Source organism: Mesorhizobium sp. B2-4-19 (genome assembly GCF_006441315.1).
Classification (GTDB): domain Bacteria; phylum Pseudomonadota; class Alphaproteobacteria; order Rhizobiales; family Rhizobiaceae; genus Mesorhizobium.
The window spans coordinates 1-24,196 of the sequence record NZ_VFUV01000032.1; the positions used below are offsets into that span (position 1 = coordinate 1).

17 protein-coding genes and 1 pseudogene are annotated in these 24,196 nt (G+C 58.6%); 10 read left to right on the forward strand and 8 right to left on the reverse strand.

The genetic code is table 11. The features are described 5' to 3' along the window. Both FJ546_RS30340 and FJ546_RS30345 read right to left on the reverse strand, forming a co-directional pair. Positions 1–1,619 (reverse strand): DUF4347 domain-containing protein (locus FJ546_RS30340; protein WP_140892910.1); only part of this gene is annotated, 1,619 nt, incomplete at its 3' end. Positions 1,620–1,714: 95 nt separating this feature from the next. After that, positions 1,715–2,002 (reverse strand): hypothetical protein, encoded by a 288-nt coding sequence (locus FJ546_RS30345; RefSeq protein ID WP_140892912.1) that lies wholly within the window; start codon positions 2,000–2,002, stop codon positions 1,715–1,717. Between the two features lie 1,319 nt (positions 2,003–3,321). Here FJ546_RS30345 and FJ546_RS30350 point away from each other — a divergent pair. The 10 genes and pseudogenes from FJ546_RS30350 to FJ546_RS30395 all read left to right on the forward strand — a co-directional run bounded on the left by FJ546_RS30350 (position 3,322) and on the right by FJ546_RS30395 (position 17,891). Beyond that, entirely contained in the window at positions 3,322–7,071 is a 3,750-nt protein-coding gene (locus FJ546_RS30350) for a glycosyltransferase (protein ID WP_140892913.1), read from the forward strand. Between the two features lie 26 nt (positions 7,072–7,097). Beyond that, positions 7,098–7,874 (forward strand): DUF707 domain-containing protein, encoded by a 777-nt coding sequence (locus tag FJ546_RS30355; protein WP_140892914.1) that lies wholly within the window; start codon positions 7,098–7,100, stop codon positions 7,872–7,874. Between the two features lie 19 nt (positions 7,875–7,893). Then, on the forward strand, positions 7,894–8,982 hold the full coding sequence (locus FJ546_RS30360; RefSeq protein WP_181168153.1) for a glycosyltransferase: 1,089 nt from the start codon (positions 7,894–7,896) through the stop codon (positions 8,980–8,982). A 133-nt stretch (positions 8,983–9,115) separates the two neighbouring features. After that, positions 9,116–10,018: a glycosyltransferase gene (locus FJ546_RS30365; protein WP_140892917.1), complete on the forward strand. Its 903-nt coding sequence runs from the start codon at positions 9,116–9,118 to the stop codon at positions 10,016–10,018. Positions 10,019–10,338: 320 nt separating this feature from the next. Beyond that, positions 10,339–11,634, forward strand: coding sequence for a discoidin domain-containing protein (locus FJ546_RS30370; protein WP_181168154.1), 1,296 nt, complete (start codon positions 10,339–10,341; stop codon positions 11,632–11,634). Between the two features lie 100 nt (positions 11,635–11,734). Beyond that, positions 11,735–13,774 (forward strand): FkbM family methyltransferase, encoded by a 2,040-nt coding sequence (locus FJ546_RS30375; protein WP_181168155.1) that lies wholly within the window; start codon positions 11,735–11,737, stop codon positions 13,772–13,774. 691 nt (positions 13,775–14,465) lie between these two features. Continuing rightward, positions 14,466–15,374, forward strand: a complete 909-nt coding sequence (locus FJ546_RS30380) for a hypothetical protein (RefSeq protein WP_140892922.1) — start codon at positions 14,466–14,468, stop codon at positions 15,372–15,374. A gap of 523 nt (positions 15,375–15,897) precedes the next feature. Next, positions 15,898–16,065 (forward strand): annotated as a pseudogene (locus tag FJ546_RS31845) (DNA primase); the annotation flags it as partial. Positions 16,066–16,797: 732 nt separating this feature from the next. Beyond that, entirely contained in the window at positions 16,798–17,361 is a 564-nt protein-coding gene (locus FJ546_RS30390) for a hypothetical protein (protein ID WP_140892924.1), read from the forward strand. 101 nt (positions 17,362–17,462) lie between these two features. Beyond that, positions 17,463–17,891: a hypothetical protein gene (locus tag FJ546_RS30395; RefSeq protein WP_140892925.1), complete on the forward strand. Its 429-nt coding sequence runs from the start codon at positions 17,463–17,465 to the stop codon at positions 17,889–17,891. A gap of 743 nt (positions 17,892–18,634) precedes the next feature. Here the strand turns inward: FJ546_RS30395 and FJ546_RS30405 are convergent. From FJ546_RS30405 to FJ546_RS30430, 6 genes are all read right to left on the reverse strand, one after another. Then, on the reverse strand, positions 18,635–19,447 hold the full coding sequence (locus FJ546_RS30405) for an SDR family oxidoreductase (protein ID WP_140892927.1): 813 nt from the start codon (positions 19,445–19,447) through the stop codon (positions 18,635–18,637). Next, positions 19,447–20,445, reverse strand: a complete 999-nt coding sequence (locus tag FJ546_RS30410; RefSeq protein ID WP_140892929.1) for a sugar phosphate isomerase/epimerase — start codon at positions 20,443–20,445, stop codon at positions 19,447–19,449. Before FJ546_RS30410 ends, FJ546_RS30405 begins: the two co-directional genes overlap by 1 nt. Before the next feature lie 29 nt (positions 20,446–20,474). Further along, a complete protein-coding gene (locus FJ546_RS30415) occupies positions 20,475–21,242 on the reverse strand; it encodes an SDR family oxidoreductase (protein WP_140892930.1) in 768 nt (255 codons plus the stop codon). 14 nt (positions 21,243–21,256) lie between these two features. Beyond that, on the reverse strand, positions 21,257–22,363 hold the full coding sequence (gene ugpC / locus FJ546_RS30420; protein ID WP_140892932.1) for a sn-glycerol-3-phosphate ABC transporter ATP-binding protein UgpC: 1,107 nt from the start codon (positions 22,361–22,363) through the stop codon (positions 21,257–21,259). Positions 22,364–22,430: 67 nt separating this feature from the next. After that, positions 22,431–23,330, reverse strand: a complete 900-nt coding sequence (locus FJ546_RS30425; RefSeq protein ID WP_140892933.1) for a carbohydrate ABC transporter permease — start codon at positions 23,328–23,330, stop codon at positions 22,431–22,433. Continuing rightward, a complete protein-coding gene (locus FJ546_RS30430) occupies positions 23,323–24,186 on the reverse strand; it encodes a sugar ABC transporter permease (protein ID WP_140892935.1) in 864 nt (287 codons plus the stop codon). Before FJ546_RS30430 ends, FJ546_RS30425 begins: the two co-directional genes overlap by 8 nt. Between the last annotated feature and the right edge of the window lie 10 nt (positions 24,187–24,196).

A 24,196-nucleotide genomic window follows, 5' to 3' on the forward strand; every position in this document is an offset into this window, starting at 1 on the left:
GTAGAGCCTGTCGCTCCGGTCGATCCCGTGGCACCGGTCGAGCCGGTTGCCCCGGTATCACCCGTGGCACCCGTCGAACCTGTATCACCAATTGCTCCGGTCGAGCCGGTGGCACCAGTGGCGCCGGTCGCACCAGTTGCTCCGGTCGAGCCGGTCGAGCCGGTCGAGCCAGTTGCACCTGTGGCTCCGGTTGCGCCAGTCGAGCCAGTTGCACCCGTCGAACCAGTGGCGCCGGTATCACCGGTTGCTCCCGTCGAGCCAGTGGCACCGGTATTACCGGTTGATCCGGTAGAACCCGTCGCACCTGTGGCTCCAGTCGCGCCCGTATTGCCAGTTGCGCCGGTAGAGCCCGTGGCTCCGGTGTCGCCAGCCGCGCCGGTAGAGCCAGTCGCGCCCGATGCTCCGGTTGAACCGGTATCGCCCGTTGCGCCAGTAGAGCCAGTCGCGCCAGTTGAACCCGTCGCGCCAGTAGAGCCAGTCGCGCCAGTTGAACCCGTCGCGCCTGTTGCGCCGGTAGAGCCAGTCGCACCAGTCGAACCAGTGGCACCAGTGGCACCTGTCGCGCCCGTTGCTCCAGTAGACCCGGTTGCTCCGGTCCCGCCAGAAGCGCCCGTTGCACCTGTCGCACCCGTAGCTCCGGTTGGACCGGTGCCACCTGAAGCGCCCGTGGCGCCTGTTGCCCCGGTCGCGCCAGTAGCTCCCGTCGCACCCGTGGGCCCCGTCGGGCCTACGCTACCGCTACTTGCAAGACCCAGGGTTCCACCATCGAACTCATTACCGCCATTGCTGGTGCCGCCAGTTCCGTTGGCAGGGCCGGTTGTAAAAGTATAAGAAGAAACTGGATGGACGGGGTAATCCGCCGGAATTACTGGTTCAAGCGTACCTACAAGACCAAAATTTGCGTTATATATGACATATGTATCAAGTGTATTTGGAATGGTTATCGTTGAATTAAAATTGAAAACCAATCCATTTTGTGCAGACGGAAGAGAAAAAGTCCCGACAACAGTATCCGGGTTAATTGTTGTATCAACAAGATAATAGGTATTTATGGATTTACTGCCGCCGGTGGCGGTTATCTCGCCGGTAACTGTCAGGTCTCCCGAGGCAAGCACCGCGACGTACTTTTCCAGCCCATCGATGGTGAGTGGCGGCAAGGGCGTGGGAGCGCTCGCGCTTGAGGAAAGTTCCCAGGCGCCGCCCAGGGCGGCTGCGCCAACCAGCGACCTGGATGCGCGGACGTCCGCGCCGACGGCCGCTTCCAGTGCCGCTACGAAGGCCTCGCCAGCATTCCCTAGAGCCGTCTCGCAGCTCCACAGCCGCAGTTCGCCGTCCGTTCCAAGCGCTCTGCCGATCGCGGCAAGATCCTCAGCCTCTTCCCTCAATGTGTCGCCCGACCATTCTCCCGCGGTGAAGCTAACCCGGCCAGCCGCCCCATGCGCCACGACGTGCACCGCTTCGAGCCCTTCGTGCGCTGACAACGCGGCGGCGATTTGCTGTGCCGCCGGTCGACGGCCGTCCAGCACTATTGCTTGGACTTCGGCCCTCAGATTGGCGAGAACCGTGTTGAGATCGGAGACTGAAGGATCGACAAAGAGAATTTCAGAGGCACGGGCCATGACTGGCTCCTGTTGGCTTTGAACTCAATCCTGGGGAAAACCGCCCGACGGCTAGGCCGGCGTGCGGTCGCGACAACGACAAGGAGATTGGACGGTCATCTTCCGGATAGACCGACGGCGCCATCAAGACGTTCCACGGCGGGGGTCTCTACCCGCAGGAAGCTGGCGGCCTGGAAATTCCCGCTTTCGTCGAAGGCCCCGATCGCAAATGCGCCGGCTGCGGCGGGAACCTTGACGGTAAGAGCGACGGCGAGGCTTCGCTTGACGGCCTTGGGAAGAATGACCTGACCGACGACGGCGTTCTTGGCCGTGTCCAGGATAAAATAAGGCACATTCTCGGTCGTGTCGCCGATGGGCAAGATGCCCCTCACGGCAACTTCCATGACCGCAAAGCCTGGTATGTAGCTCATCTTATCCTCCTTTGGTTCGCGGCCACTGTGCCGCGCCGTCAATTGCCATTTGGCGCCAAAATGCCCGCTGCCCGACTGGGTCAGCGCATCTGGTGTTCGAAGTGCGTGCGACAGTGCATCAATGAAATTCGTTCCGAGCGCCCGGCCGCGCGGCCGGACGCTCGGAACCGAGCGTGATCGACTGGCCTCTTGCCTCCGGTTTCGGGAGATCGCGCCGAGATCGGATATCGAGGGGTGGATGAGGAAGAGTTCGGAGGCGCGGGCCGAGGCGCGCCGGTCGGCCCATTCGGCCGATCGATTCTGACGACGCCCAGCCGCAGTGTTCTATGGACCCCGTCCAGTCTGGGGCCTGCACGGTTCTTGCGATACGCACGCGATACTACGTGATTCACAACCCACTCCCGTTACCGTGACGCTGACGTCTCGGCGACAACTCTCGAAGGAATGGGAGGCCGTCCGCCTCCAAAAGGGGAGGGCATGGACACGACACAGCATTGGCGCGCCCTGAGGGCGCACCTTACAATCTGCGAAACGGCCCTGATTACCCAGACCCTCTAACTCAACTCCAAGAGAGACTTTCGACTCCAAGAGAGACTTTCGCAGAAATTCGGGCATGCGGCCGTCCAATCCGCGGGCGCCCCTCAACACCGCGGTTTAGTAAATTCGAAAATTAGCAAATTGTAAACTATAAATTAAGCAACTACTAAATTAGCTGGAAGCAGGTAGTGCCGCTTTAGCAATAGCATCGACGCTGGATTAGAGAATCGTTATGAAAATCAGATGTTTAATAGGATTACTTGCAATCCTGCCTGCTTCAGGCAGCAATTGAAGGTCTCCATCTTCCATGCAAATCCATCGACGATGGCGCAGCCAGACGGATTGGCAATGCGTCAGCGGATGCGGGTGCCTCGACCTTGACGGCAGCCTGCAAATGGCGGCGAAATACAGAACCTACCGGTCAGACCGGACGGAGCGGTGAATGCCGGCGGTTGCAGTTCAAGCAGGATCCTTTCACGGTCGCGGTTGCTGCCGGCTGGCTGCTAACCACGATGGATAAGGTTAAGCGCGGTTTCCGGAGGACGACCTGTAGGATCCGTGAGAAGGAATGACCGGATCTTTGGAAATATCAGCTGTTGCGCAGCCGGACTGGCAAGTGGACAGCGACAGCGGGGGGAAGGCCTGATGAGCGATCGAGGCTCGGCGAATCCGCATCGAAACGGACCCGGCAAGGCGCGGCGACACGCGAACCGTCCCTATCGCCGACAGTCACATTGAGGGCCGATGGATCACGAATGACAAACGGCAAGCGGCTCTGCCTCAACATGATCGTCAAGAACGAGATGGCGAACCTTCAACGCTGTCTCGGTGCGGTTGTCGACCACATAGACTGCTGGGTCATCGGCGATACCGGCTCGACCGACGGGACCCAGGATTTCATCAAATCGTTCTTCGCGGCCCGCAGCCTGCCCGGCGAACTGCACGAATTCCCATTCCACAATTTCGAGCAGGCGCGCAATGCAGCGCTCGATCACGCCTATGCCTCGCCACTCGCATACGACTATCTGCTGTTTGACGACGCCGACATGGAGCTGATGGTCGAGGACGCGGGCTTCCGATCGCGGCTCGACAGTGCGGGCTACCGGCTGCTGCAGCGGTCGGATTCCGGCTTGGCCTATTGGAACACGCGGCTGGTCAGGCGCGACGCCGGCGCGCGCTATCACGGTGTGACCCACGAATATCTCGACGTGCCCGAGGGCGTGCAGGAGCTGCGCGGTGCCTGGTACAAGGACCACGCCAGCGGATCGAACCGCGTCGACAAATTCGAACGTGATGCGAAGCTTCTGCTGGAGGCCCTCGACAAGGATCCGGAAAATCAGCGCTATTGGTTCTACCTGGCGCAATCCTATCGCGATGCCGGCCGGACCGCGGAGGCCGCGGTGGCCTACGCCAAACGCGCCGCCATGGGTGGCTGGGACGAGGAGGCGTGGAACGCCCGCCTGCAGGGGGCTCGCTGCCTGCGCAAACTCGGCGACGAGCCCGGCTTCATTGAGCAGGCGCTTGCCGCCTTCAATCAACGGCCGCAACGAGCCGAGCCGCTCTATGACCTGGCCCGGTTCTACCGCGACAAAGGGATGAATCACGCCAGCGCCCTGTTTTCGGAAGCGGGGCTGGCGATCAAGCGGCCGGAACAGGACATCCTGTTTATCGAGGACTACATCTACACGACAGGCCTGGTGGAAGAGTTTGCGATAGCGGCAAACTACGCGCGCGATCCCGTGCGCAAGGACCGTGGTTTCGCGGCATGCAACTGGCTAGCGCTGAACCGGACGATCGACGATGGCCCGAGGGAGCTGGCGTGGTCCAACCTGTTCTTCTATGTGCAGCCCGCCAAGACAATGATGCCGTCCTTCAGCGCGCGTCCGGTCGGCTTCATGGCGCCCGATGGCTATCGGTCGTCAAACCCGTCAGTGGCTCGATTGGGCGACCAGATCGTGCTCTTGCAGCGAACGGTGAATTACACGCTGGCCGAAGACAACTTGCAATACGCCACGCCGGGTGGAGTTCCGGTTCACACGCGCAATTTCCTTCTCCGATTGAGTGATGAACTCGCCATCAGGTCCGCAAGCGAGGTTTTGCCACCGATCGATATGCCGGAACCCGCTAACGACCGTGTCCTCGGATTTGAGGACATGCGCCTGTTCGCTTGGCGCGATGCGCTGTGGGGCGTCTCGTGCGTGCGCGAACTGACGGAGGAGGGCTGGTGCGAGCAGGTCGTCGCGCGCGTTGACGAGGGCGCTTCCTGCCGGCTGACCGACTGGCGCGTACTCCGCCCGGCGGGGCCGCGGCTGCACGAGAAGAACTGGATGCCGCAAGTCAAGCCAGGCACGGTGGGGGGAGGGGCAGGGGCGTTGCAATTCATCTACCTCTGCGATCCCACCCGGATCGTCGACGAGCGGGGCTCGACCCTCAGCGAGACTCCTCCCGCAATTGCCGCCAAGAGTTTCAGGGGTGGAACGCAGCTGATCGCATTTGCCGGCGGGTGGCTCGCATTGATTCATGAAGTCCAGTGGCGGGCCGCCGAGAAGCGGCGTTACTACCTGCATCGGTTCGTCTGGTTCGATGAAGCCAACACCTTGCGAAAAGTAAGCCGTCCGTTCTTCTTCGACAAAAAGGGCGTCGAATTCGCTGCCGGGCTGGCGTGGCACCCTGACGATAGGCGTCTGCTGATTTCCTACAGCGTCACCGACAGCGAGTCCTGGATCGCGACCGTCGACGAGGCGGAGGTGAGGTCGCTGCTGGAGGATGTGGACAGCCTGCCATCGGGCGCGGCCGGTACAGCGTCCAGGCTGACGCTGGTCTCAGGGCATGGCGCTCCGCAACCGCAAGCAGCGATCAAGCCTGACCGCGCTGACGATGGAGCCATGGGCCACACAAGCCAAGCGTCGTCGGAAGGCAAAGACCTCGGCGCCGGCGGCATGAAGTCGACAGACGTAATCTTTCATGAACTCGCGCCATTTCTGCGCGAGGTCGATTCTCCGCTGCAGCGGCGGGAAGGATCGCGCCAGTTCGATGCGCGGATGTCGCGCTTTCTTGGCAGCGACGACACAGCACTTCCGCAGATCAACTGCTTCTACCAGGTGATGTCCGACAAGGCCGAGCATCGTACCTTGATCGCGGCCACGACATCGATGCGGGCAGCGGGCCATCCCGTGCGCGTGTGGAGCTACGCACCGGAGAAGCTCGAATTCCTCGTCGCGCGCGGCATCGAAGTCCGCAATGCCGACGACGTCATGCCGCGAGCTTTGTTCGAGCGGATCGTCGCCGGCTCTGAGATCAGGTATTTCAGCGATATCTTTCGCTACGCCCTGCTTTACGAGCATGGTGGGCTATGGATGGATTCCGATGTCATCCTTCTGCGAGCCTTCCCGTTCCGCGGCGATCATTTCTTCAATCTGCAATGGCGCGGATCGCACAAGGGCCATTTTGTTTGCGGCAACGTCATCTATGCCAGACCCTACAGCAGTCATCTCAGGGCCCTGTATGAGTTGTCGATCTGGCGCTTCCATGACGCCAGCGGCAAGGAGTTCGGCGACATCGGCCCCAAGCTTCTGTCCGACTACATTGCCTCCAACGCGGGAGCCGAATTGCGAGAATGGGTGTTCAGCCCAATGTTCTTCAACACCATCGATTGGAATGAGATCGACCGGTTCGAGAAGCCGATTGGGGACTTGGCCGACTATCTGAACGATGAGCGGGTGTTCGGCATCCACCTATGGACGGCGCGCAACGAGGCCCGGCTGGGCGGCGAAGGGGCGCCGCTGATCTCGTCGCTGATTGACCCCCTCGCCGGATTTTCCTCGCTAACGAAGCTTGCCGACCAATTCCCGACCGACAAGAATCGACACACAGGCAACCGGCACAGCTATGCTCGCGTCTATGATCGGTTGCTGTCGAGCCGCCGGCTTGCGGTGCAGCGTATTATGGAGATCGTACAGCACCGCGATGCGGCGATCGACGATCGGGCCACACCAGCGTCGGTGGGCCTTTGGCAAAACTACTTTCCGTTCAGCCAAGTGGTCAGCGTCGACCTCAACGATCTTTCCCATCTGAACAATGATAGGTTCAGGTCGTTTGTCGGCGATCAGTCTAGGCCGGAGGACCTGCGCAAAATCGCCGCGAAACTCGAGCCTGAGTCACTTGACGTGATCATCGACGACGGCAGCCACGCATCTTTTGGGGAACAGCTTACGCTTCGCGAATTCTTTTCCCTGCTTAAACCGAGTGGCTGGTACTTCATCGAAGACCTCGACTGGCAGCCGCCCGGTGAAGACGCGAGCAAGATCACGCTGACCAAGACCCTGCTGCGTGAGATCCACGAGCAGGGCAGCGCGCGTTCGGTCGATCCGCTGGGGGTGAGCGCGCTTGCCGGTCAGTTCGCCGAAATCCTGTTCTTCGACAGCCACTACGAGTTGAATCGCGCCAAGCTGATGGGTGGTCTCGTAGCCATACGCAAGTGCGCGGGAACTGGGGATACTCGGTAACAATCGGAGCGAGAACCGTCGGTTCAATGTTTGAGAATTCGAACGATATTCAGCTGTTGTCGGTCCCGAGCGACTCGAGGCGATATCTGGTCCTGATACGCGCCGGATCGAAGCGCCGCTCTTCCTTTTTTTCCGAGATTCCGCAAGGGGAGCGCCAGTACGACCTCGCGATAAATTACTACGCCACGCCACACCCGGACGATATTCTTCGAAATAGGGCCGAAATTGTTTTTGCGGGCGGCCGATCAAAAATGCATGGCGCTAAACGATTCTTCGAGGCTACAGGCCTTCATAATATCTATGAGGGAGTTCTATTCCTTGATGACGATATAGAAATTCTTTTCAATCCTGATGCGTTTTTTGCCATTTGCGAAGAATATTCGCTTGATCTCGCTCAACCCGCCTTGACCCCGGATTGCATCGACGCGATGGGGCTGACGCGCGAGCATCCCGGACTCAAGCTGCGGACCACCAATTGGGTCGAGGTCATGGCCCCGTTCTTCAGGCGCGCGTTCCTGCAGGAGATGCTCCATTCCTTTGACCTATCGATCTCAGGATGGGGACTCGATCTATATTGGGGTCATCACCTCGCGGACCGATGGACAGCGGGCATCGTCGACGAATTTCTGATGCGGCATACCCAAGTAAGCAATCACGAGACGGGTGCATTTTACTCGTATCTTCGTTCGCTAGGTGTTGATCCTTATGAAGAGATGAAGTCAATTCTTACCATGATCGATACCAATCCATACATCGCTAGGCCGATACGTTTTGTCTACCGAACGTACTCCTTTCGCGCGTAGATCCTATGGAAGGTTTCTGGTGAAAGTCGCCGTCTACACCATTGCGTTGAACGAGGCCGCAAACGTGGAGCGCTGGGCCAACTCGGCCGTCGACGCCGATTATCGCATTGTCGCTGACACCGGCAGTACCGATGACACGGTGGCGCGGTTGACCGCTGCCGGCGTTACCGTGCACCGGATAGCGGTCCGCCCATGGCGTTTCGACGATGCCCGCAACGCCGCCATGGCACTTATTCCTGCTGACGTCGATGTCTGCTGCACAATGGACATGGATCGATTTCTCGAGCCCGGCTGGCGGCCGAAGCTCGAGGCGGCCTGGACGTCCGAGACGACAGCCCTTTATTGCCAGACGGTCTACAGATCGAGTGTCGATGACCCGATGCCGCTGCGAAGCTGGCCGGCGAAGAATTTTCACCATCGCTGGGGATATCGTTTCAAGCGGCCAGTGCATGAGGCCTTGTCCTTCACCGGCGATCGGGAGGTCACCACGAACAGCAGCGACATTGTCATGTTCGAAGTGCAGGACCTCACCAAGCCAACAAGGAGCAGCTACCTGCCGCTGATGGAGGTAGCGCACAAGGAAGACCCGAACGACGCCCAGATCTGCTTTTGGCTCGGACGGGACTTGATGTGGGCCAACCAACACGAACGGGCCGTTCCGCTGCTTGAGCGTTACCTTGAATTGCCGACAAGCAAGTGGGCGGAAGAACGATCCGAGGCGATGCGTTATATCGCGCGCATGCGGCCAGAGCAGCGGCTGTCCTTGCTGGACAAAGCCCGAATCGAGGCCCCGCACCGGCGTGAAACCTGGCTCGACCTGGCTGAGGAGTTCCATGACAAGGGCGACTGGTTGAATCTGTTCTGGGCCAGCACCAATGGGATCGAGAAGACCTACCGCACCGGTAGTTACCTTGACGACGCGAACTGCTGGGGGTTTCGGCTGTACGACCTTGGCGCCATCGCGGCCTGGCGCCTCAATGTCATGGACCGCGCCGTGGAATGGGGCCAAAGGGCGCTGAACTTGGACCCGGAGAACAAAAGGTTGCAAAATAACCTGCAACACTTCTGTGAGTTGAAGAATGTAGTGCGGGGGAGTGCAGCCGAGTAGCGGCTTCGATATGGCGTTCGAAACCCGCCGTTGAGTTTGGCGTAATCAGGTGAGAGCAACAGAGATAGGAGCAAAGGACCGCTACCTGTTAAGCCAATGCTAAAGTAAAAATACTCTGTTCGTGGGATACTTCATGCGAATATTGCAATTTCTCGGAATGGGCTGGGCTTTTGGTTCGGTACACTCGGAACTGACCAGATACCTTCATCAACGAGGTATTGTCAGCGATATGCTTGACTGGAGCAAGACATATCCCCATTCTGATATGGAGATGATGAAGGAATACTACGATTATTTCTACGGTATACCAGGCGAAACTTGGCCACTCACAGACAATTACGGTATTCCGCATAATAAAATAGTCGTCGTAGCGCATGGCGACTACGACCTACATCACGCGATAACCGCGCGTCCGCCCGAAGAAATGGAAAGGTTTGCAGAGTACGCCGTGGTCAGTGAATTCCTCCGCGATCTTTCGATCGCGATGGGAATTAAGCGAATTCCGAAAGTTGTCAAATTGGGAGTTAATTATCGAAGGTTCTTTCGACCTATAGCCGACGAACTGAGGGTCGTCGGCTATGGTGGCAGCATGCATCGCGCGGACCATCAGGGCATCGATTTGAAGCGCGGCCACCTTGCCAAAGAGGCTACGGAAGCCGCAGGCCTCGTCTTCTCTCCAGCGGGTCAGTTTCATTACTTGGCTATGCCGCACTACTACGGAAGCGTGCAAGCGGTCCTCGTGACGTCGATAAAAGAAGGTTTCGGCTTGCCGGCTCTGGAGGCTGCCGCGGCCGGTCGGCTGGTTATCAGTACGCCTGTCGGCGAATTTCCGCGCCAGGCCGCACTTGGGGCGGGACTTACGGCGCCTTTAGATGACGAGGCCTTCAAGGAATTTGCGATAGAGAGATTAACTTACTACAAAAATCATCCTGGCGCATATAAAGAGTATTGTCACGAAATTCAAAACTCCGTTAAGAAATTGGATTGGGAGTTTGTGATCGATGATTGGATAAATCTTTTTGCAAGGCGAATATAATATTCACACAAAGGGCATCCTCGATGACGCACCTGATGCAGGATAATTACTTTACGCGCAGGCGAGTAATTGTTATGCGGCATCGAGGTAATTTAGCAAATAGAATGATACAGTATATGGGTGCTCTAACAATATCTAAGCGGGTTGCGAATTGTAGCATTGTTAACGTTTCGATTCCGGAGTGGGATCTAGAAATTCCTGACGATACGCAGAATGAACACTTTTTTGATAATATAGATCTATGGACCTGGGACGCTTTCCGGCCTCACATTAATGAGATTTGCGTTCTTGCGAACCGGAGCGAGTCGGTCCGCATAATGATGGCCGACCATCTGCAAAGGATGGAGTTCCTTGAGCCGCCGCACGTCTATCAACCGCTTTTCCCTTACAGTCCCCCGTCGCGGAAAATCGGCGAAAGTGACTTGCTGATTAATGTTCGTACCGCTGAGATTCTACAGGGTGTACCCCACTATCCGCTCGTTCCAATAGAGTTTTATGAGGATGTGGTTGCCTCGACCGGGCTAAATCCGGTGTTTGTAGGGCAGCTCGGCGATTCAGAGTACGTGCGAGAACTTAAGTCTCGCTTCCCAAAAGCGGTCTTCCACGACAGCCAAGGGGCTAGGGCGGACTTCGATTTGCTTCGTTCCGCGAAGAACATTGTCGTTGCGGTCAGCACGTTCTCCTGGTTAGCGGCGTGGCTGTCCCGAGCGCAGACGATCTTTCTTCCACTCAGTGGTTTCTACAATCCAGCGCACCATCGCGAGATCGATCTGCTGCCGGTTGACGACATTCGCTATCGATACTTTCTGTTTCCGTTGAACTATGGATTGCCTGAGCAACAGAGCCTGGAATATCACCAACGGATATCGGGGAGATGGAAAGAAATATCGCGCAATCAGGTCGCGCTGCTGAAGACCGCCGCTCCTTTCCTGCGTGTGCCGAGGGAGAATTACGACAACGGCTTGCCGACGAGGACCGCGCAGGGGTCTGCCATCACCTTCGACTCCGTCTGGTACGCCCACCGATACATCGACGCCGCAATGGAGATAAGCGAAGGGTGGTTCGAGGATCCGCTGCACCACTATCTCGAAGTTGGTAGACTGCGGGGCTACCAGCCGGTTCGCGAGCTTGAGGCGCAACCGCGCATAGACCTGTCGCTGCCCAATCTCGCGCTCAACAAGCGAGCCACTCAAAGTTCCGTGAGTCAATGGTCCAATGGCCGCACAGTGGAGGAAGACGCGGGGAATGCCGTAAACGGAAATCCGGCGAAAGCGCTGGGATTTCACACTAACAATACCGAAAATCCGTGGTGGATGGTTGACCTTGAACAGCTAGCTCAAGTGTTAGCTATTAGGATATTCAATCGCGACAATATTCCAGAGTGGATGCAGCGACGAGCCTCGCCACTGATTGTGGAGGGATCAACAGATGGAGAGCAATGGACGTTGCTTTTCCGCACCGGGCCCGGGCAGGTCTTTGGCGGGTGCAGCAGCGGCCGCCCATTGCTGTGGAGCGCCGAGGAACCGGTCCTGATCCGCTTCGTGCGGATTTCGATTCCACGAAGGGAGTATCTGCACTTATCGGAAGTCGAAGTCTATGGCCACTTCCAGTGCTAAAACTCGATTCCGAGAAGGACCAATTTGAAGCAGGAAGAGGGCCGACTGAACTGCTAGATAACGGAGGATGGGTGTGCCGACTGAACAACCAGGATCGCCGATGCGTGTGTTCACGACGCACGGAACCGTTCTGAATGTTGATCCGACGACAGGTGAGTTGCGGCACGGCTCCCCCGCAATCAGTCCGCCGAATGCGAGACTCGTATTTGACGGACCGCGTGCCCAAATCATGCACGTCGTATTGACGACGCTTCACCCAATAGCCTGCTCAACCAACCATTCCTGGTCTATTGTAGGGCCGTTGGGAGCGGGAACTGCCCCAACTTCAACCGTTCTTGAAGTGGTGCGTCTTGACGGAGGTCAGATTGCACTCAAGGCGCTAGGCGCCTTTCTCAGTGCAGAATCTGATGGGCGGATCACTCTTTCGCGCACGGAATGCGGCGCGTGGGAAAGATTCACGCTTCGCGAAGCTGACGTGGCAAAGCAGCTAAAGATCGCCGCGGTTACCATGGTATACAACGAGAGAGTGTTCCTGCCAATCTGGCGACGGCACTACGGGCGGGCCGTCGGTGAAGAAAACCTATTCGTTCTAGACCACGGCTCGGACGATGGGAGTACAAATAACCTAGGACGTGCAAATACCGTTCGTGTCCCTCGAGATAAATTTGATGAGTACCAAAGATCGGCATTTGTAAGCAGATTTCAAGCGAGTTTGCTCTGCTACTACGACGCGGTCATATTCTCGGACGTTGATGAGATATTGATTCCGGATCCAGCGCTGTTTGCCGGACTCGTCGATTTCGTGGGGCGGCAGTGTGACCAGTTTGTCACTGCCCTTGGAGTCGAGGTGCAGCATCTGCAGAATGTGGAGCCGGATATCAACCTAAGCCGCCCAATATTGTCTCAAAGGCGGTACGTTCGATTTGCCGCAGATTATTGTAAACCTCTAATCTCTAGGATTCCACTGACATGGGATCCGGGATTTCACAGTTGTCAATATCCTCAGTTGGTAAACAGAAACCTGTTCCTTTTTCACCTTAAAGCTATGGATCGAAACCTGGCGCTCGAAAATTTGCGAAAGACCCGATCCATTCAATGGTCAGAGAGCTCGTTGGGAAGGGGCCATGGTGCGCAATTTAGACTGAGAGAAGATGAATTTATAAAGAGAATGTTTCCGTATTCTCTTGAAGAAATTAATGCGTCTCTCGTAGGAGACTTCGATTTTTCCGATGATTTATCCAGATTAAGAATAGATCGTGCCAACACGTATCAAAGTTTCAAAGGTGGTTTTGCGATTGTTCCAGACAGATTCCTCAACATGATCGACGCGTTAGTTCCAGCATCTGTGCCTGCAAGACCCGGAGTGAGAACCGCCGACAGCGGAAGGCCTTGGACTAGTCGGTCGGGGCGCGATCTAGATCTCGGCAAACACCTCGTGGTAGCGGATATCGGAGCGGCCGGTGGCCTTCAGCAGTCATGGTCAAAAGTTGAAGATCGCATTGTTGCGGTGATGTTCGAACCAAACCCAGCAAAGGCAGTTGAACTTGGGACAAGCTCGAACAGGTTTGCGGACGTTGTGGTAATTCAGAGTGCTCTCGGCGAAGCCCCCGGTATATCGACCTTGTATTTGACCAAAAGTAGTGGTTGCTCGTCGATGCGTTTGCCTAACCGAACGTTCCTCGATCGATATTCGGTGAGACCGGCGTTTGATATAATGTCGAATATTAATGTTGAGGTGAAAACTTATTTCGAATTATTTCTAGCCGGCGAGGTCCCGCCGCCTGATGTTATCAAAATAGACACGCAAGGAACGGAATTTGAGATTATCAAAGGATTTGGGGATCTTCTCAGCGGGTGCTTGGGCTTGCAGTTGGAAGCACACCTATATCCGATTTACGAGAAGCAGCGACTTTTTCACGATCTTGTAATGTTGCTCGACGGATTCGGATTAGTTCTGCGAAAAATTTCGCCCGTCGACCACTTCGATGGCGACGTCGTGGAATTAGATGCGTGGTTTACTGTGCGGCAGGAACGCATTGCGCAATTGGATGTTGCGAGCAAATGGAAGCTGTCGGTAATCTGTTCCGAGTGGGGACTCACCGAGCAAGTGCGGCAGTTCCCACCTTCAACAGATTGGTAGGGCTTCAAGTGCGGTAGGCGCCGCGACAGCTGGCGAAACTAAGAGACCCGTCACAACACATAATTCGGATTGCGAGCGGGATTCGGCAAAAGTGGGAATTGGCCGGCTCGGAGCTCGATGGGCGTGGGCAAGGATGGGGCGGTCTGGAGGCAGTCTCGCAGATCTCCGCCCCTGGCTTGACGCGATCGTGCGCGACGCTATCCGAAAGCCCGCGAGCTGACGATCGCGATGGCGGCTCGAATGGAACGGGTGTCCGGCTGTAGAAGGTCGAGTAGCAAAAGCTCGCCGACGAGACGGGCCGAGTGCTCCACGTCCATCACTATCCGCCCCGCACGTCGATACCGCGACCTATCAAAAAGGCTCACGTCCGGAGCCGAGATGAAGACACTCAACATACGTTCCATCCTGAATGGAACTGCACCATCCGCCCGCTATCTGCCGCCCATCGGCGCGGTTAATTTGGCGGACTTCTTACTACCTCTTCTCCCGAATTGCGCCGCTTCCGAGTCGACCCTTAAGAGTAGCTCAGCTCTGCCCAAGGGTGACACCTCGTGTTATCGGCTTAACTAGTCAAACAGTGTGGAACCCTGAGGTCGAAGTGCGCGTTCCCTCTGTGATTTTCCAAGAACGTTTGCCTATGCGAAGCAACATGATACTCCTTATTATGATGGATCGGACATCAGGAATAGAAATGCGGCGACGGGATTTCGTTACGCTGTTTGCGGGCTCAGCAGCCGGAAGCCTAGCCCCTGCGACGCTGACTCAGTCAGGCGGTTGGGGCACGAGCGGCGCGGCCACCACATCGCCTCATCCTACCGCCACCTCCCTCCTCTCCGCCCCGATCGAGCTCGCCGGCGATTGGGGCCACATGCTGCCGCGCGCAGCCGAGCAAGTCGTCGAGCGCATGCGGCACGCCTGTCTGGATGGCGTCCGCCTGGTCTCCGATCGCCAGCCGACGCGGCTTCGCGTCGACGAGCATACGTCAGGCCCACCGTCCGTCTGGCTGCATCCGGACGGCAGCACCATGGCGTGGATCATTGTGGATATTGGCGAGCGCGACTGGTCGAAGCTTGCCTACCAGTTCGGGCACGAGCTCGGCCATGTCGCAGCCAACAGCTGGCAGGCGGATGCCAAGCCGGCACCACCCTGCCAGTGGCTCGAGGAGGCGATGGTTGAAGCCTTCTCGCTGCGGGGGCTGGGGCGCCTGGCGAAGGACTGGAAGCAGAACCCGCCTTTCGCCGGCGACAACGCCTTCGGCGATGCCATTGCCGGCTATCGCCAGAACATCATCCGAGGCTATACCAAGCTGGCCGACGGCCAAGGGCTTACGGGCGACGCCGCGGCGTGGTTCGCGGACAATCGCAGCGAAATCGAAATACCGGGCCTCAATCCTTTCGCCCAGGCGATGTCGGTGACCATCCTCGCCGAATACGACCGCGCGCCGGACTGCGTCGAGGCACTGGGCGCACTCAACCGCTGGCCCGGCCGTAGCGGCCTGGTCATTGGTGAATATCTGCGGCAATGGGAGACGAGCTGCGCCGAGCTACAGGCCTCGGCCAGATTACCGGTTCGCCTGCGCGAGTTGTTGCGCATCGTCTGATCAGCAGCAAACCGCCACCCCTTGTCTCCGGAAACTGCACGGAACCAGCAGGAGGCAAACGCTTCGCGACGATCGAAAAAGCTGGTGCCGAGCGCGGAAAGCGCGGGCGCTTGCGCGTCAACTGGCGCAATCGCACTGATCGACGCAATACGGGCGTGGATAGAGGTTGTCGCCGTAGGTCGGCTCGCTGCCGTGGCACTTGCCCTGGGTGGGCCGGCCAAGATTGATAACTTGATCATCACCGACCTTTGAGAGCTTTCGCCTCATAAACGATGTCCGTGAAGTGGCCGAGAATGTGCTACACATTGTGTCACCTATTGTGATACAAATCGAGATCAGTAGTAAGAAAAGATACAATAAAATCAATCTATTGATAAGTGGTTCGATCCCAGCCAACGGTACCATCTACTTATGCCATAAGTGGCGACCTCCACCTGAGGGACGGCTGCCGCTGTCGTCTTTGCTGATCGCTTTGTCCGGACAATGAAAAGAAGCGCGCCAGGAAAGCTGGCGAGGGTAGCCCGAGCGGTCGCCCAAAGGCTCAGCCGGGAAATGGACCGACGTCGCCACCGGCGAGCATGGCGATCTGCTCGATGTCATTCGGAAATCGCTTGGCTTGGTCGATCTTAACAACGTCGCTGACCAATCACGCAGCTTTTTGTCCGTGCCTGAGCCGACTCCCGATTTGTCCGATCGCAGGACGCAAGCAACTAGGGCCCCCGCAATCGCGACCCGTTGACATTGGCCGCCCGAAAGCTCATCGGGCCGATGTGACGTTTGTTTCGTCAGACCGACGAGTTGCAACACCGACGCAGCTTGCTTGCGGCGCTCGCCCAACGAGATCCGGCGATAAGTAGCGGCAAGGCTACATTGTCGAGTGCCGACAGATGCTGCAGCAGATGAAAGGGACTGAAAGACAAATCCAATCACCTTGATTGCGCTTAGTAGCGAGCTCGTCCGATGTCAGGTGCTGGACCGTACCGGCATCGATTTTGATCTCGCCGGTGGTCGGCCGATCCAGTAGGCCGATCAGGTTCATCAGCGTCGTCTTGCCGGAGCCGGATGGGCCAGTGAGCGCCGCCGCTATCGAAAGGGATCCCTGCTATAGCACGGCTGTTCTCGCGCGGCTGGATCGATACTCCTCCGAAACATCCAGCCCGGGCAGCACTCACATACTCCTCAATGGGTAAAGTTAGAAGCACATAATATTTTCGCCACCTAAACTTTAATATCAGTTGTTTTTACGACACTCTTTTTTGCCAAATCATTTTGGTTGCATCACAAGTCGAATCTGTCTATCGGCACTGGATGTTAATAGTTTCTAATTAACTGTAGGCGAAACATAAGCTTGTGACGCATGAAGTCGTCGCGCGTTGACATCGAATGCCTATGACGGGCGGCAAAATGTCTGGAGAGCCAAAAAATGGTGTCCGTCAACGCGAGTGCGGCGACTGCGCTTGCCACACTTAGTCTGATCAAGTCCCGTGCCGATGTGGGCCAAGTCATGCAGCCGATAGGTACATCGAGTATCGATCCGAAGACAAGCACGCGGCTGTCGCCCGCTGTATCCGACGCGATCCTGAAGATCGGGCAGTTGCTGCGGGGTTCACAGCTTTCGGCCCTGCCGGCCGAACATGCAGAGCGCCTGCGGTCACTTGGAGCTGATAGTGCTACACGGGTGCAGAAACCGGTGGTCAGCGATGTAGAGTTCCAGAGGACCGTGATGTCCTACGTAAAGGACGCCTGGACCGCCCTCGACGGTTTCAATGAAGCGCTCGCCAGTGGCAGCGTGAAGATACAAAGGGCCAGCGACGTCAAGGGCCTCGGCTACGAGACGATTCAGTACGATCTGTACAACGATGGCAGCCTGATTGGTGGTGCCGGCTGGGACACGATCAACCGGAGCTTCTATGACGCTCAGGCCGCGGCGGGTGTTCGTCAAGGCGTGGGGTCGATCAATGGCCTGGATTACTACGTGACCTGGTAGGGCGGAGAACACCTCTTCTGCTTTCTGAGATGATTTTCTTAGCTCTCATGACAACAAGAGGAAGGTGAGATGATTCGCTTTGTGGGCCCAATGGTCTTGACGTGTTTGGCGATGTCTCCACCACGGCGGCGCTTGCTGCCGACACGACCACGGTCAATTGGTATAACGGCACAGGAAAAACAATAAATCTGTCGAAAAATTCATGCACGCCCTCTGGAGGTTGTACTTTTCCGACGATCAATACTGGTCAGGTGAAGAACACGGCCGCTTCGATCGATTGCATTCGAAGCGTGATTGCCCGCTATCGTTATTATGACTCTACGGCTGGTGTTTACAAATCGTGCCAAGTGTCGGTGAGTGCATACGGGCCGTCGAGCACTTGGCCAGGTCCCGGATGCGAGCCAGGATCTTTCAAGGCGACCTTCATCAAAAGCGAAGGCACTGGCTCCAGTCCAACCTGTTCGCCTGGTACCATTACGACCGATTATGCGTCATGCACATTTACCTTCAACGTCAACATGTACAACTGATCTTCAGCACACAAAGAGCGAGAGGGTCGGGAATATTCCCTGGCCTCTTTTGTTGTGGAGAGGATGTAACCAGTAGTATTCAGGGCATCAATGGCGGCATTCGGAGGTTGCGCCGCGCCAGTTGATCCGTCCCCAACCTGACGACGCTGGAGCCCGCCACCGTCAGACAGTTTCACGAGCTTTGAGGCAACGAGGACGGCGGGGCGGTTCCGTGGGCAAGCGATCCGTCATCTCCGGTTCGGCGCGCGCGTCAGATTCTACTTCATGCCTACAACGTCGCCGATAGCGACGTCCGTCCCCTGCTCAACCTGCGTTTCGGCTTCCCGCCGGGCTTCGAGCCATGGTGGGAAGACTGCCCGGCGATCTTCACCGAACTGTCATTCGGAAATCGCTTGGCTTGGTCGATCTTAAGAACGTCGCTGACCAATCACGCAGCTTTTTGTCCGTGCCTGAGCCGACTCCCGATTCGTCCGATCGCAGGACGCAGGCAACCCCAGCCTCGGCAGGTTCTGCCGAAGCAGCACGGCGGCTGGTTTCCATGTCGCAGCCGATCTCACGGACGCTCGTGGAAACGTATTTGCGTGGACGGGCAATTACAGATCGCAAATCTTCGATTTGGCGAATAACCACGCATTCGGTTTGAGCTACGAGCCGCTAGGAGGTCGACGCTCTGCGCCGCATATCAGTCATTCATGCGGTCGCGTCCCATCGCCAAAAAGCGGACATCGCCAAACGGCGACCATTCAACCTGGAAAGATGGTGAAACCACCATCGACGCGGATGACCTGGCCGTTGATGAAGCGCGCGCGCGGACCGGCGAGAAAGGCCACCGCCTCGGCGATCTCCTCCGGCTCCGCATAGCGGTTTAGCGATTTCTTGCTCGAATCCATGCGCGTTGGATCGACCACTCGGGTCGCCTGGAACCGGGCCGTCTTGGTGGCGCCGGGGCTGACCGCATTGATGCGCACGCCGTCGTCGATCAGCTCCTTGGCGAGGCAGCGCGTGTAATGCACGACCGCGGCCTTCAACGTCGAGTAGACGACCTCGGGTGAGACGCCGAGATGTGCTGCCGCCGACGCGATGTTGATGACGGAGCCGCCGCCGCGCTGCTTCATGGGCGGCACGAAGGCCTGGCAGACCAGCATCGTGCCGATCAGATTGTTTTCGGTGAGCACACGGATGTCGTCCAGTTCGATGTCGAGGGCGTTGTTCGGGTTCGGCTTGCCGCCCTTGGCGCCGATGTCGCCGCCGGCGCAATTGACCAGCACATGCACGTCACCGAGATTGGCCTCGATTTTGCGCTTCATCTCGGCCACCGCCTTCTGATCGCCAATATTGCCGGTCACCGACGTGACCTTCGTGCCATGACGCTTCAGGCGCTCGGCCACCTCTGCGAGATTGGCGAACTCGCCGTATTTGGCCGGCGCCGTTTCGTCCATGTCATGGATCGCGACATTGGCGCCGAGTTCCGCCAGGCGCTCGGCCATCACGCGACCGAGGCCACGGCCGGAGCCGGTTACGAAGGCGGTCAATCCATCGAGTTCACGTGCCGTCATCAGATATTCTCCACTTTCATCAAACCAAGGTTGCGCATGTTGGCGGCGCTGCGCCGGATCATGTCGAGCTCATAGGAAACGAGGGAACCGTCGTCTTCGCGCTCCCAAGGGGTGCGGTAGTCGGCATCATCGGGTAGCCGATTGCGCTGCGCGGCCCGCAGGCAGGCGGCAAATTCGCGCGCCGTCTTCGGCGGATAGCCGTGCCACCAGTCGTCGCTGAGAAAGCGGACATGCCGCGCCTCCAATGCGCCCGGTTCGAGAACGGCGGTCATGCGATCGTGGTGTTCGGCAAGAACTGCGAACAGCTCGGCAAACGGCACTGCGCCATCGCCGATGGCACAGCGGATCAGCCTGTAGCCTTCGGTCGTGAACTGCACGCGGTAGTCCTTGAGGTGGACGTGGCGGACATAAGGTGCGATCCGCCGCGTAAAATTGAGCGGCGCTTCGCCGACCGGGAATGTGTTGCCGGTGTCGAAGGTGACGCCGACGCCTTCGCCGCCGAGTGCGCAGAAATCGGCGAGTTCCTGGCTGGTGAAGTCCTGGTGATTTTCAATCGCCAGGACATGGCCTTCGGCAATCGCGCGCGGACCCCATTCCTGCAATCTCGCGCGAATGATGCCGGCGAAATCGCTCCATTTCTCGCCGGCTGCGTTGCGGTCGCCACACAGAACCGGCGTCAGTGCCGTCCGGATGATTTTGGCCCGTAGCAGGCGTGCGACCCGGAATGCCGCGTCGAGCGGTTCGCCGACCAGAAGGCCGCCGCTGACGATCGGTGTGATGCCAAGGCCTAAGAGCCTTTCGCGCAGCGCGATGACCGCATCGTCGGAAAGCTCCGTCAGCCATGGCACCCAGATCTCCAGCACCCTGGCACCGAGCTCGGTCGCAAGCGCGATGAAACCCTCCAGCCCTGCCGGCTTGGGATTGGCGCGTGGCGTGCCGCGGGCCTGCAGGCCGAGATGATAGGTCAGACCGTAGGGGTTCAGGCCGACCTGGAGCATGGGGCGATCCTTGGGTTCGGGTTTAGCGGTCATCGCAGGCCGGCATCCACGGTGATCGACTGCTTGGTGATCATGCGGCTGTCGTCGGCGGCGAGGAACAGCACCGTACGCGCGATCTCCTCGCCCAGCAGAACCCGGCTGATCATCTGGCGCTGCACGATCTGGTCGACCGAGCCCTGCGTCTTGTACCAAAGCTGCCGTTGCCGGTCGGTGATGACGGCGCCCGGCTCAATGGCGTTGACGCGGATGTTGTCGGGGCCAAACGCCCGCGCCAACGCGAATGTCAACCCGACTACCGCAGCCTTGGCCGTCGCATAGGGCGCCATATCCGCCGCGCCGAAACGCCAGGCGATCGAGGAAAAATTGACGATCGAACCAAAGCCCAACTCCTTCATGTGCGGATGCACGGCCTGGGCGGCAAAGAAGTGGTGCCTGAGGTTCACGTCCTGGGCGTGGTCCCAGTACTCCTGCGTCACGTCGGCGACCGGGTGGCGATTATCGTCGGCGGCGTTGTTGACCAGGACCGCGACAGATCCGACGCGGTCGCGCACCGTGCCGATTGCAGCCTGGAGGGCGGCAATATCGGTCACGTCGCAGCGCATGAATAGTGGCGGGTGCGCTGCCGAGGCGGCGAGTTCCCGCGCGAGCTCTTCGCCGGCCTCCTGCTGCAGATCGAGAAACGCGACGCGTGCGCCATTGGCGGCGAAGGCGCGAACCGTGTCGGCGCCGATGCCAGACGCGCCGCCGGTAATCAGCACGACACGGTCGGCCAGGCTCGGATAGGTGGCAAAGGACAAAAGCGGAACTCTCTTCAGATCAGGCGTTGGGTCGTCGGGTCGAACAAGCACGCACGCGCCATGTCGATGCCGAGCGTCACCATCTCCCCCATCCGAGGCGTGCCGTCGGGGTCGAAACGACCGGTGATCTCCTTGCCGCCCAGGCGCAGAACGGCCATCGTCTCCGCACCCGTCGGCTCGACCAGTTCGACCACGGCATCGATTTCCGCGATGCTTGGCTTGCGACGGGCAAGATCGGGATCAAACCGGTAGATGTGCTCCGGCCGGATGCCGAGCAAGAGCTGCCGCGGCGTATCGGACGGCAGCGCCTGGACGATCGGCAGGCTGGCCGTCTTGCCGTCGGCGGTCGGCAAGACAACAGTCGGGCGGCCGCCTCCCTCGCTCAGTTCGGCCGGCAAAAAATTCATCGCCGGCGAACCCATGAAGCCCGCGACGAACATGTTGGCCGGACGGTTGTAGATCGTGGCCGGCTCATCGAATTGCTGGACCGAGCCCTGATGCATCACGGCGATGCGCGAGGCCAGCGTCATCGCCTCGACCTGATCATGCGTGACGTAAACCGTCGTCTTGCCGACGCGGTGATGCAGCTTCTTGATTTCGGTTCGCATGTCGACGCGCAGCTTGGCGTCGAGATTGGACAGCGGCTCGTCGAACAGGAACAGTTTCGGATCACGCACCAGCGCTCGGCCCATCGCGACGCGCTGGCGCTGGCCGCCCGAAAGCTGTCCGGGCTTGCGCCCAAGCAGCGGTTCGATCTGCAGGAACGCTGCAACCCGCTTGACGGCCTCGTCCTGCTGCTGCTTCGGTACGCGGCGGCTTTCCATGCCGAAGGTGATGTTCTCGCGCACCGTCATCGTCGGGTAAAGCGCGTAAGACTGGAACACCATGGCGATGTCGCGGTCCTTCGGCGCAACCGAATTGACCAGCCGGCCGTCGATGCGGATCTCGCCGGAGGTTACGGTTTCCAGCCCGGCGATCATCGCGAGCAAGGTGGACTTGCCGCAGCCGGACGGTCCGACCAAAGCGATGAACTCACCGTTCTGCGCCTCGAGGTCGATGCCCTTCAGCACCTCGACCGAGCCGTAGTTCTTGCGCAGGGATCGGATGGTCAATGTCGACATGCGATGCCTTTCTTGGCGGTCAAGGCGATCGGCGACATCAGATAGGCTACGCTCACTTGATCGCGCCTCACTTGATCGCGCCCTGGGTCAGGCCGCGGACGAAATACTTGCCGCCGAAGAGATAGATCAGCAGCGGCGGCAGCGCGCCGATCAGCACGGCGGCGCTCATGACATCGTAGGCGCGTACATTCGTGCCGCTTGCCGTCAGCGCGACGAGTGCGGCCGTGATCGGCTGTTGCTGCCCGGAGGTGAAGACGACACCGAACAGATATTCGTTCCAGATGCCGGTGAACTGCCAGATCACCGTGACGATCAGGATCGGTGAGGAGAGCGGGAGAATGATCTTGCGGAAGATGCGCCAGAAGCCTGCGCCGTCGATGCGTGCCGCCTTGATCAGATCGTCGGGGATGCTGACGTAGTAGTTGCGGCAGAACAGCGTGGTGAACGAAATGCCCTGGATGACGTGGATGACGATGAGCCCGTAGGTGGAATTGCTGAGGCCCAGATTGCCGAGGATGAACGCCCAGGGCATCAACGAAATCTGGCCCGGAATGAAGACGCCGAGCAGCATGCAGGTGAACAGCGCTTCCGAACCCTTGAAGCGCCATTTCGACAAGATGTAACCGTTCATCGCGCCGACCACCGTCGAGATGATTGTCGCCGGGATCGTCATTTTCAGAGAGTTGTAGAAGTTGCGCTGCATGCCCTCGCAGGTGCCGCCGATGCAATATGTGCTCCAGGCCTGGCCCCAGGCTTCGAGGCGGAAGCTGCGTGGCAGCGAGATCAACCCGTTGCGCGCGATCTCTTGCTGATCGCGGAATGAATTCAGCACCACGACCAGCAACGGCACCAGGTAGATCGCCGCGAAGACAACCAGCAGCCCATAGATGACGAAGCGGGTGAGGAAATGCCTGCGCGCCGCAACTGTGGCAGCGTGATGATCCTGCATCTGGTCCACGTCAGCCATGGCCGGCTTCCTTGCGCCGGCGCCAAACCACCCAGAAGGAATACGGCACCAGCACCACGGCAAGGGCGGCAAGCATCATGATGGCCGCCGCGGCGCCTTCGCCGATCTGGCCGCGTTGGAACATCAGGTCATAGACGTAAATGGCAGGGAACGTGGTCGAGATCCCCGGGCCCCCTTTCGTGAGGGCCGCCACGAGGTCGAAGGTCTTGATGGCGAATTGGATCTGGATGACGGCGACCGCCAGGAAGATTGGCGCAATCGTTGGCAAAAGCACTTTGCGATAGATGCGGAAGGTCGATGCGCCGTCGATCTGCGCGGCCTTGATGAGGTCCGAATCCACCGAGCGCAGACCGGCCAGGAAGAGCGCCATGGCAAAGCCCGAGGACTGCCAGACACCGGTGATGATCACCGCATAGATCGCATAGTGTCGGTCGCTGGCGAGCGCGAAACTGAAATTTGTCCAGCCCAATCCGCGCACCATCGCCTGGATACCGTCGGTCGGGTTGTAGAGCCAACTCCAGACCGTGCCGGTGACGATGAAGGAGACGGCCAGCGGATAGAGGAAGATCGTGCGCCAGACCGCTTCTCCGCGCACGCGCTGGTCGATTAGGATCGCCAGTAGCAGTCCCACCGCCATCGAGCCGACGATATAGAAGCCGCTGAAGAGAAAGAGGTTGTTGTAAGCGATGTTCCAGCGCCGGTTCGCCCAGAGTGACGCATAGTTGTCCAGACCGACGAAGCCGTAGGTCGGGAGCAGCGAGGAGTTCGAGAGCGAGATGTAGAGCGTCCAGCCGGTGAACACGAAGACGTAGACGAAACTCGCCACGAGCGAGGGGCCGAGCACCAGCAAGGGCATCGCCGAGCCC

Excerpts from the sequence above, each read along its gene's own strand:
- FJ546_RS30345 (WP_140892912.1), bottom strand. The coding sequence starts at position 2,002 with ATGGAAGTTGCCGTGAGGGGCATCTTGCCCATCGGCGACACGACCGAG.
- FJ546_RS30350 (WP_140892913.1), top strand. The coding sequence starts at position 3,322 with ATGACAAACGGCAAGCGGCTCTGCCTCAACATGATCGTCAAGAACGAG.
- FJ546_RS30355 (WP_140892914.1), top strand. The coding sequence starts at position 7,098 with ATGTTTGAGAATTCGAACGATATTCAGCTGTTGTCGGTCCCGAGCGAC.
- FJ546_RS30365 (WP_140892917.1), top strand. The coding sequence starts at position 9,116 with ATGCGAATATTGCAATTTCTCGGAATGGGCTGGGCTTTTGGTTCGGTA.
- FJ546_RS30370 (WP_181168154.1), top strand. The coding sequence starts at position 10,339 with ATGGCCGACCATCTGCAAAGGATGGAGTTCCTTGAGCCGCCGCACGTC.
- FJ546_RS30375 (WP_181168155.1), top strand. The coding sequence starts at position 11,735 with ATGCGTGTGTTCACGACGCACGGAACCGTTCTGAATGTTGATCCGACG.
- FJ546_RS30380 (WP_140892922.1), top strand. The coding sequence starts at position 14,466 with ATGCGGCGACGGGATTTCGTTACGCTGTTTGCGGGCTCAGCAGCCGGA.
- FJ546_RS30390 (WP_140892924.1), top strand. The coding sequence starts at position 16,798 with ATGGTGTCCGTCAACGCGAGTGCGGCGACTGCGCTTGCCACACTTAGT.
- FJ546_RS30405 (WP_140892927.1), bottom strand. The coding sequence starts at position 19,447 with ATGACGGCACGTGAACTCGATGGATTGACCGCCTTCGTAACCGGCTCC.
- FJ546_RS30410 (WP_140892929.1), bottom strand. The coding sequence starts at position 20,445 with ATGCTCCAGGTCGGCCTGAACCCCTACGGTCTGACCTATCATCTCGGC.
- ugpC (WP_140892932.1), bottom strand. The coding sequence starts at position 22,363 with ATGTCGACATTGACCATCCGATCCCTGCGCAAGAACTACGGCTCGGTC.
- FJ546_RS30425 (WP_140892933.1), bottom strand. The coding sequence starts at position 23,330 with ATGGCTGACGTGGACCAGATGCAGGATCATCACGCTGCCACAGTTGCG.
- FJ546_RS30430 (WP_140892935.1), bottom strand. The coding sequence starts at position 24,186 with ATGCCCTTGCTGGTGCTCGGCCCCTCGCTCGTGGCGAGTTTCGTCTAC.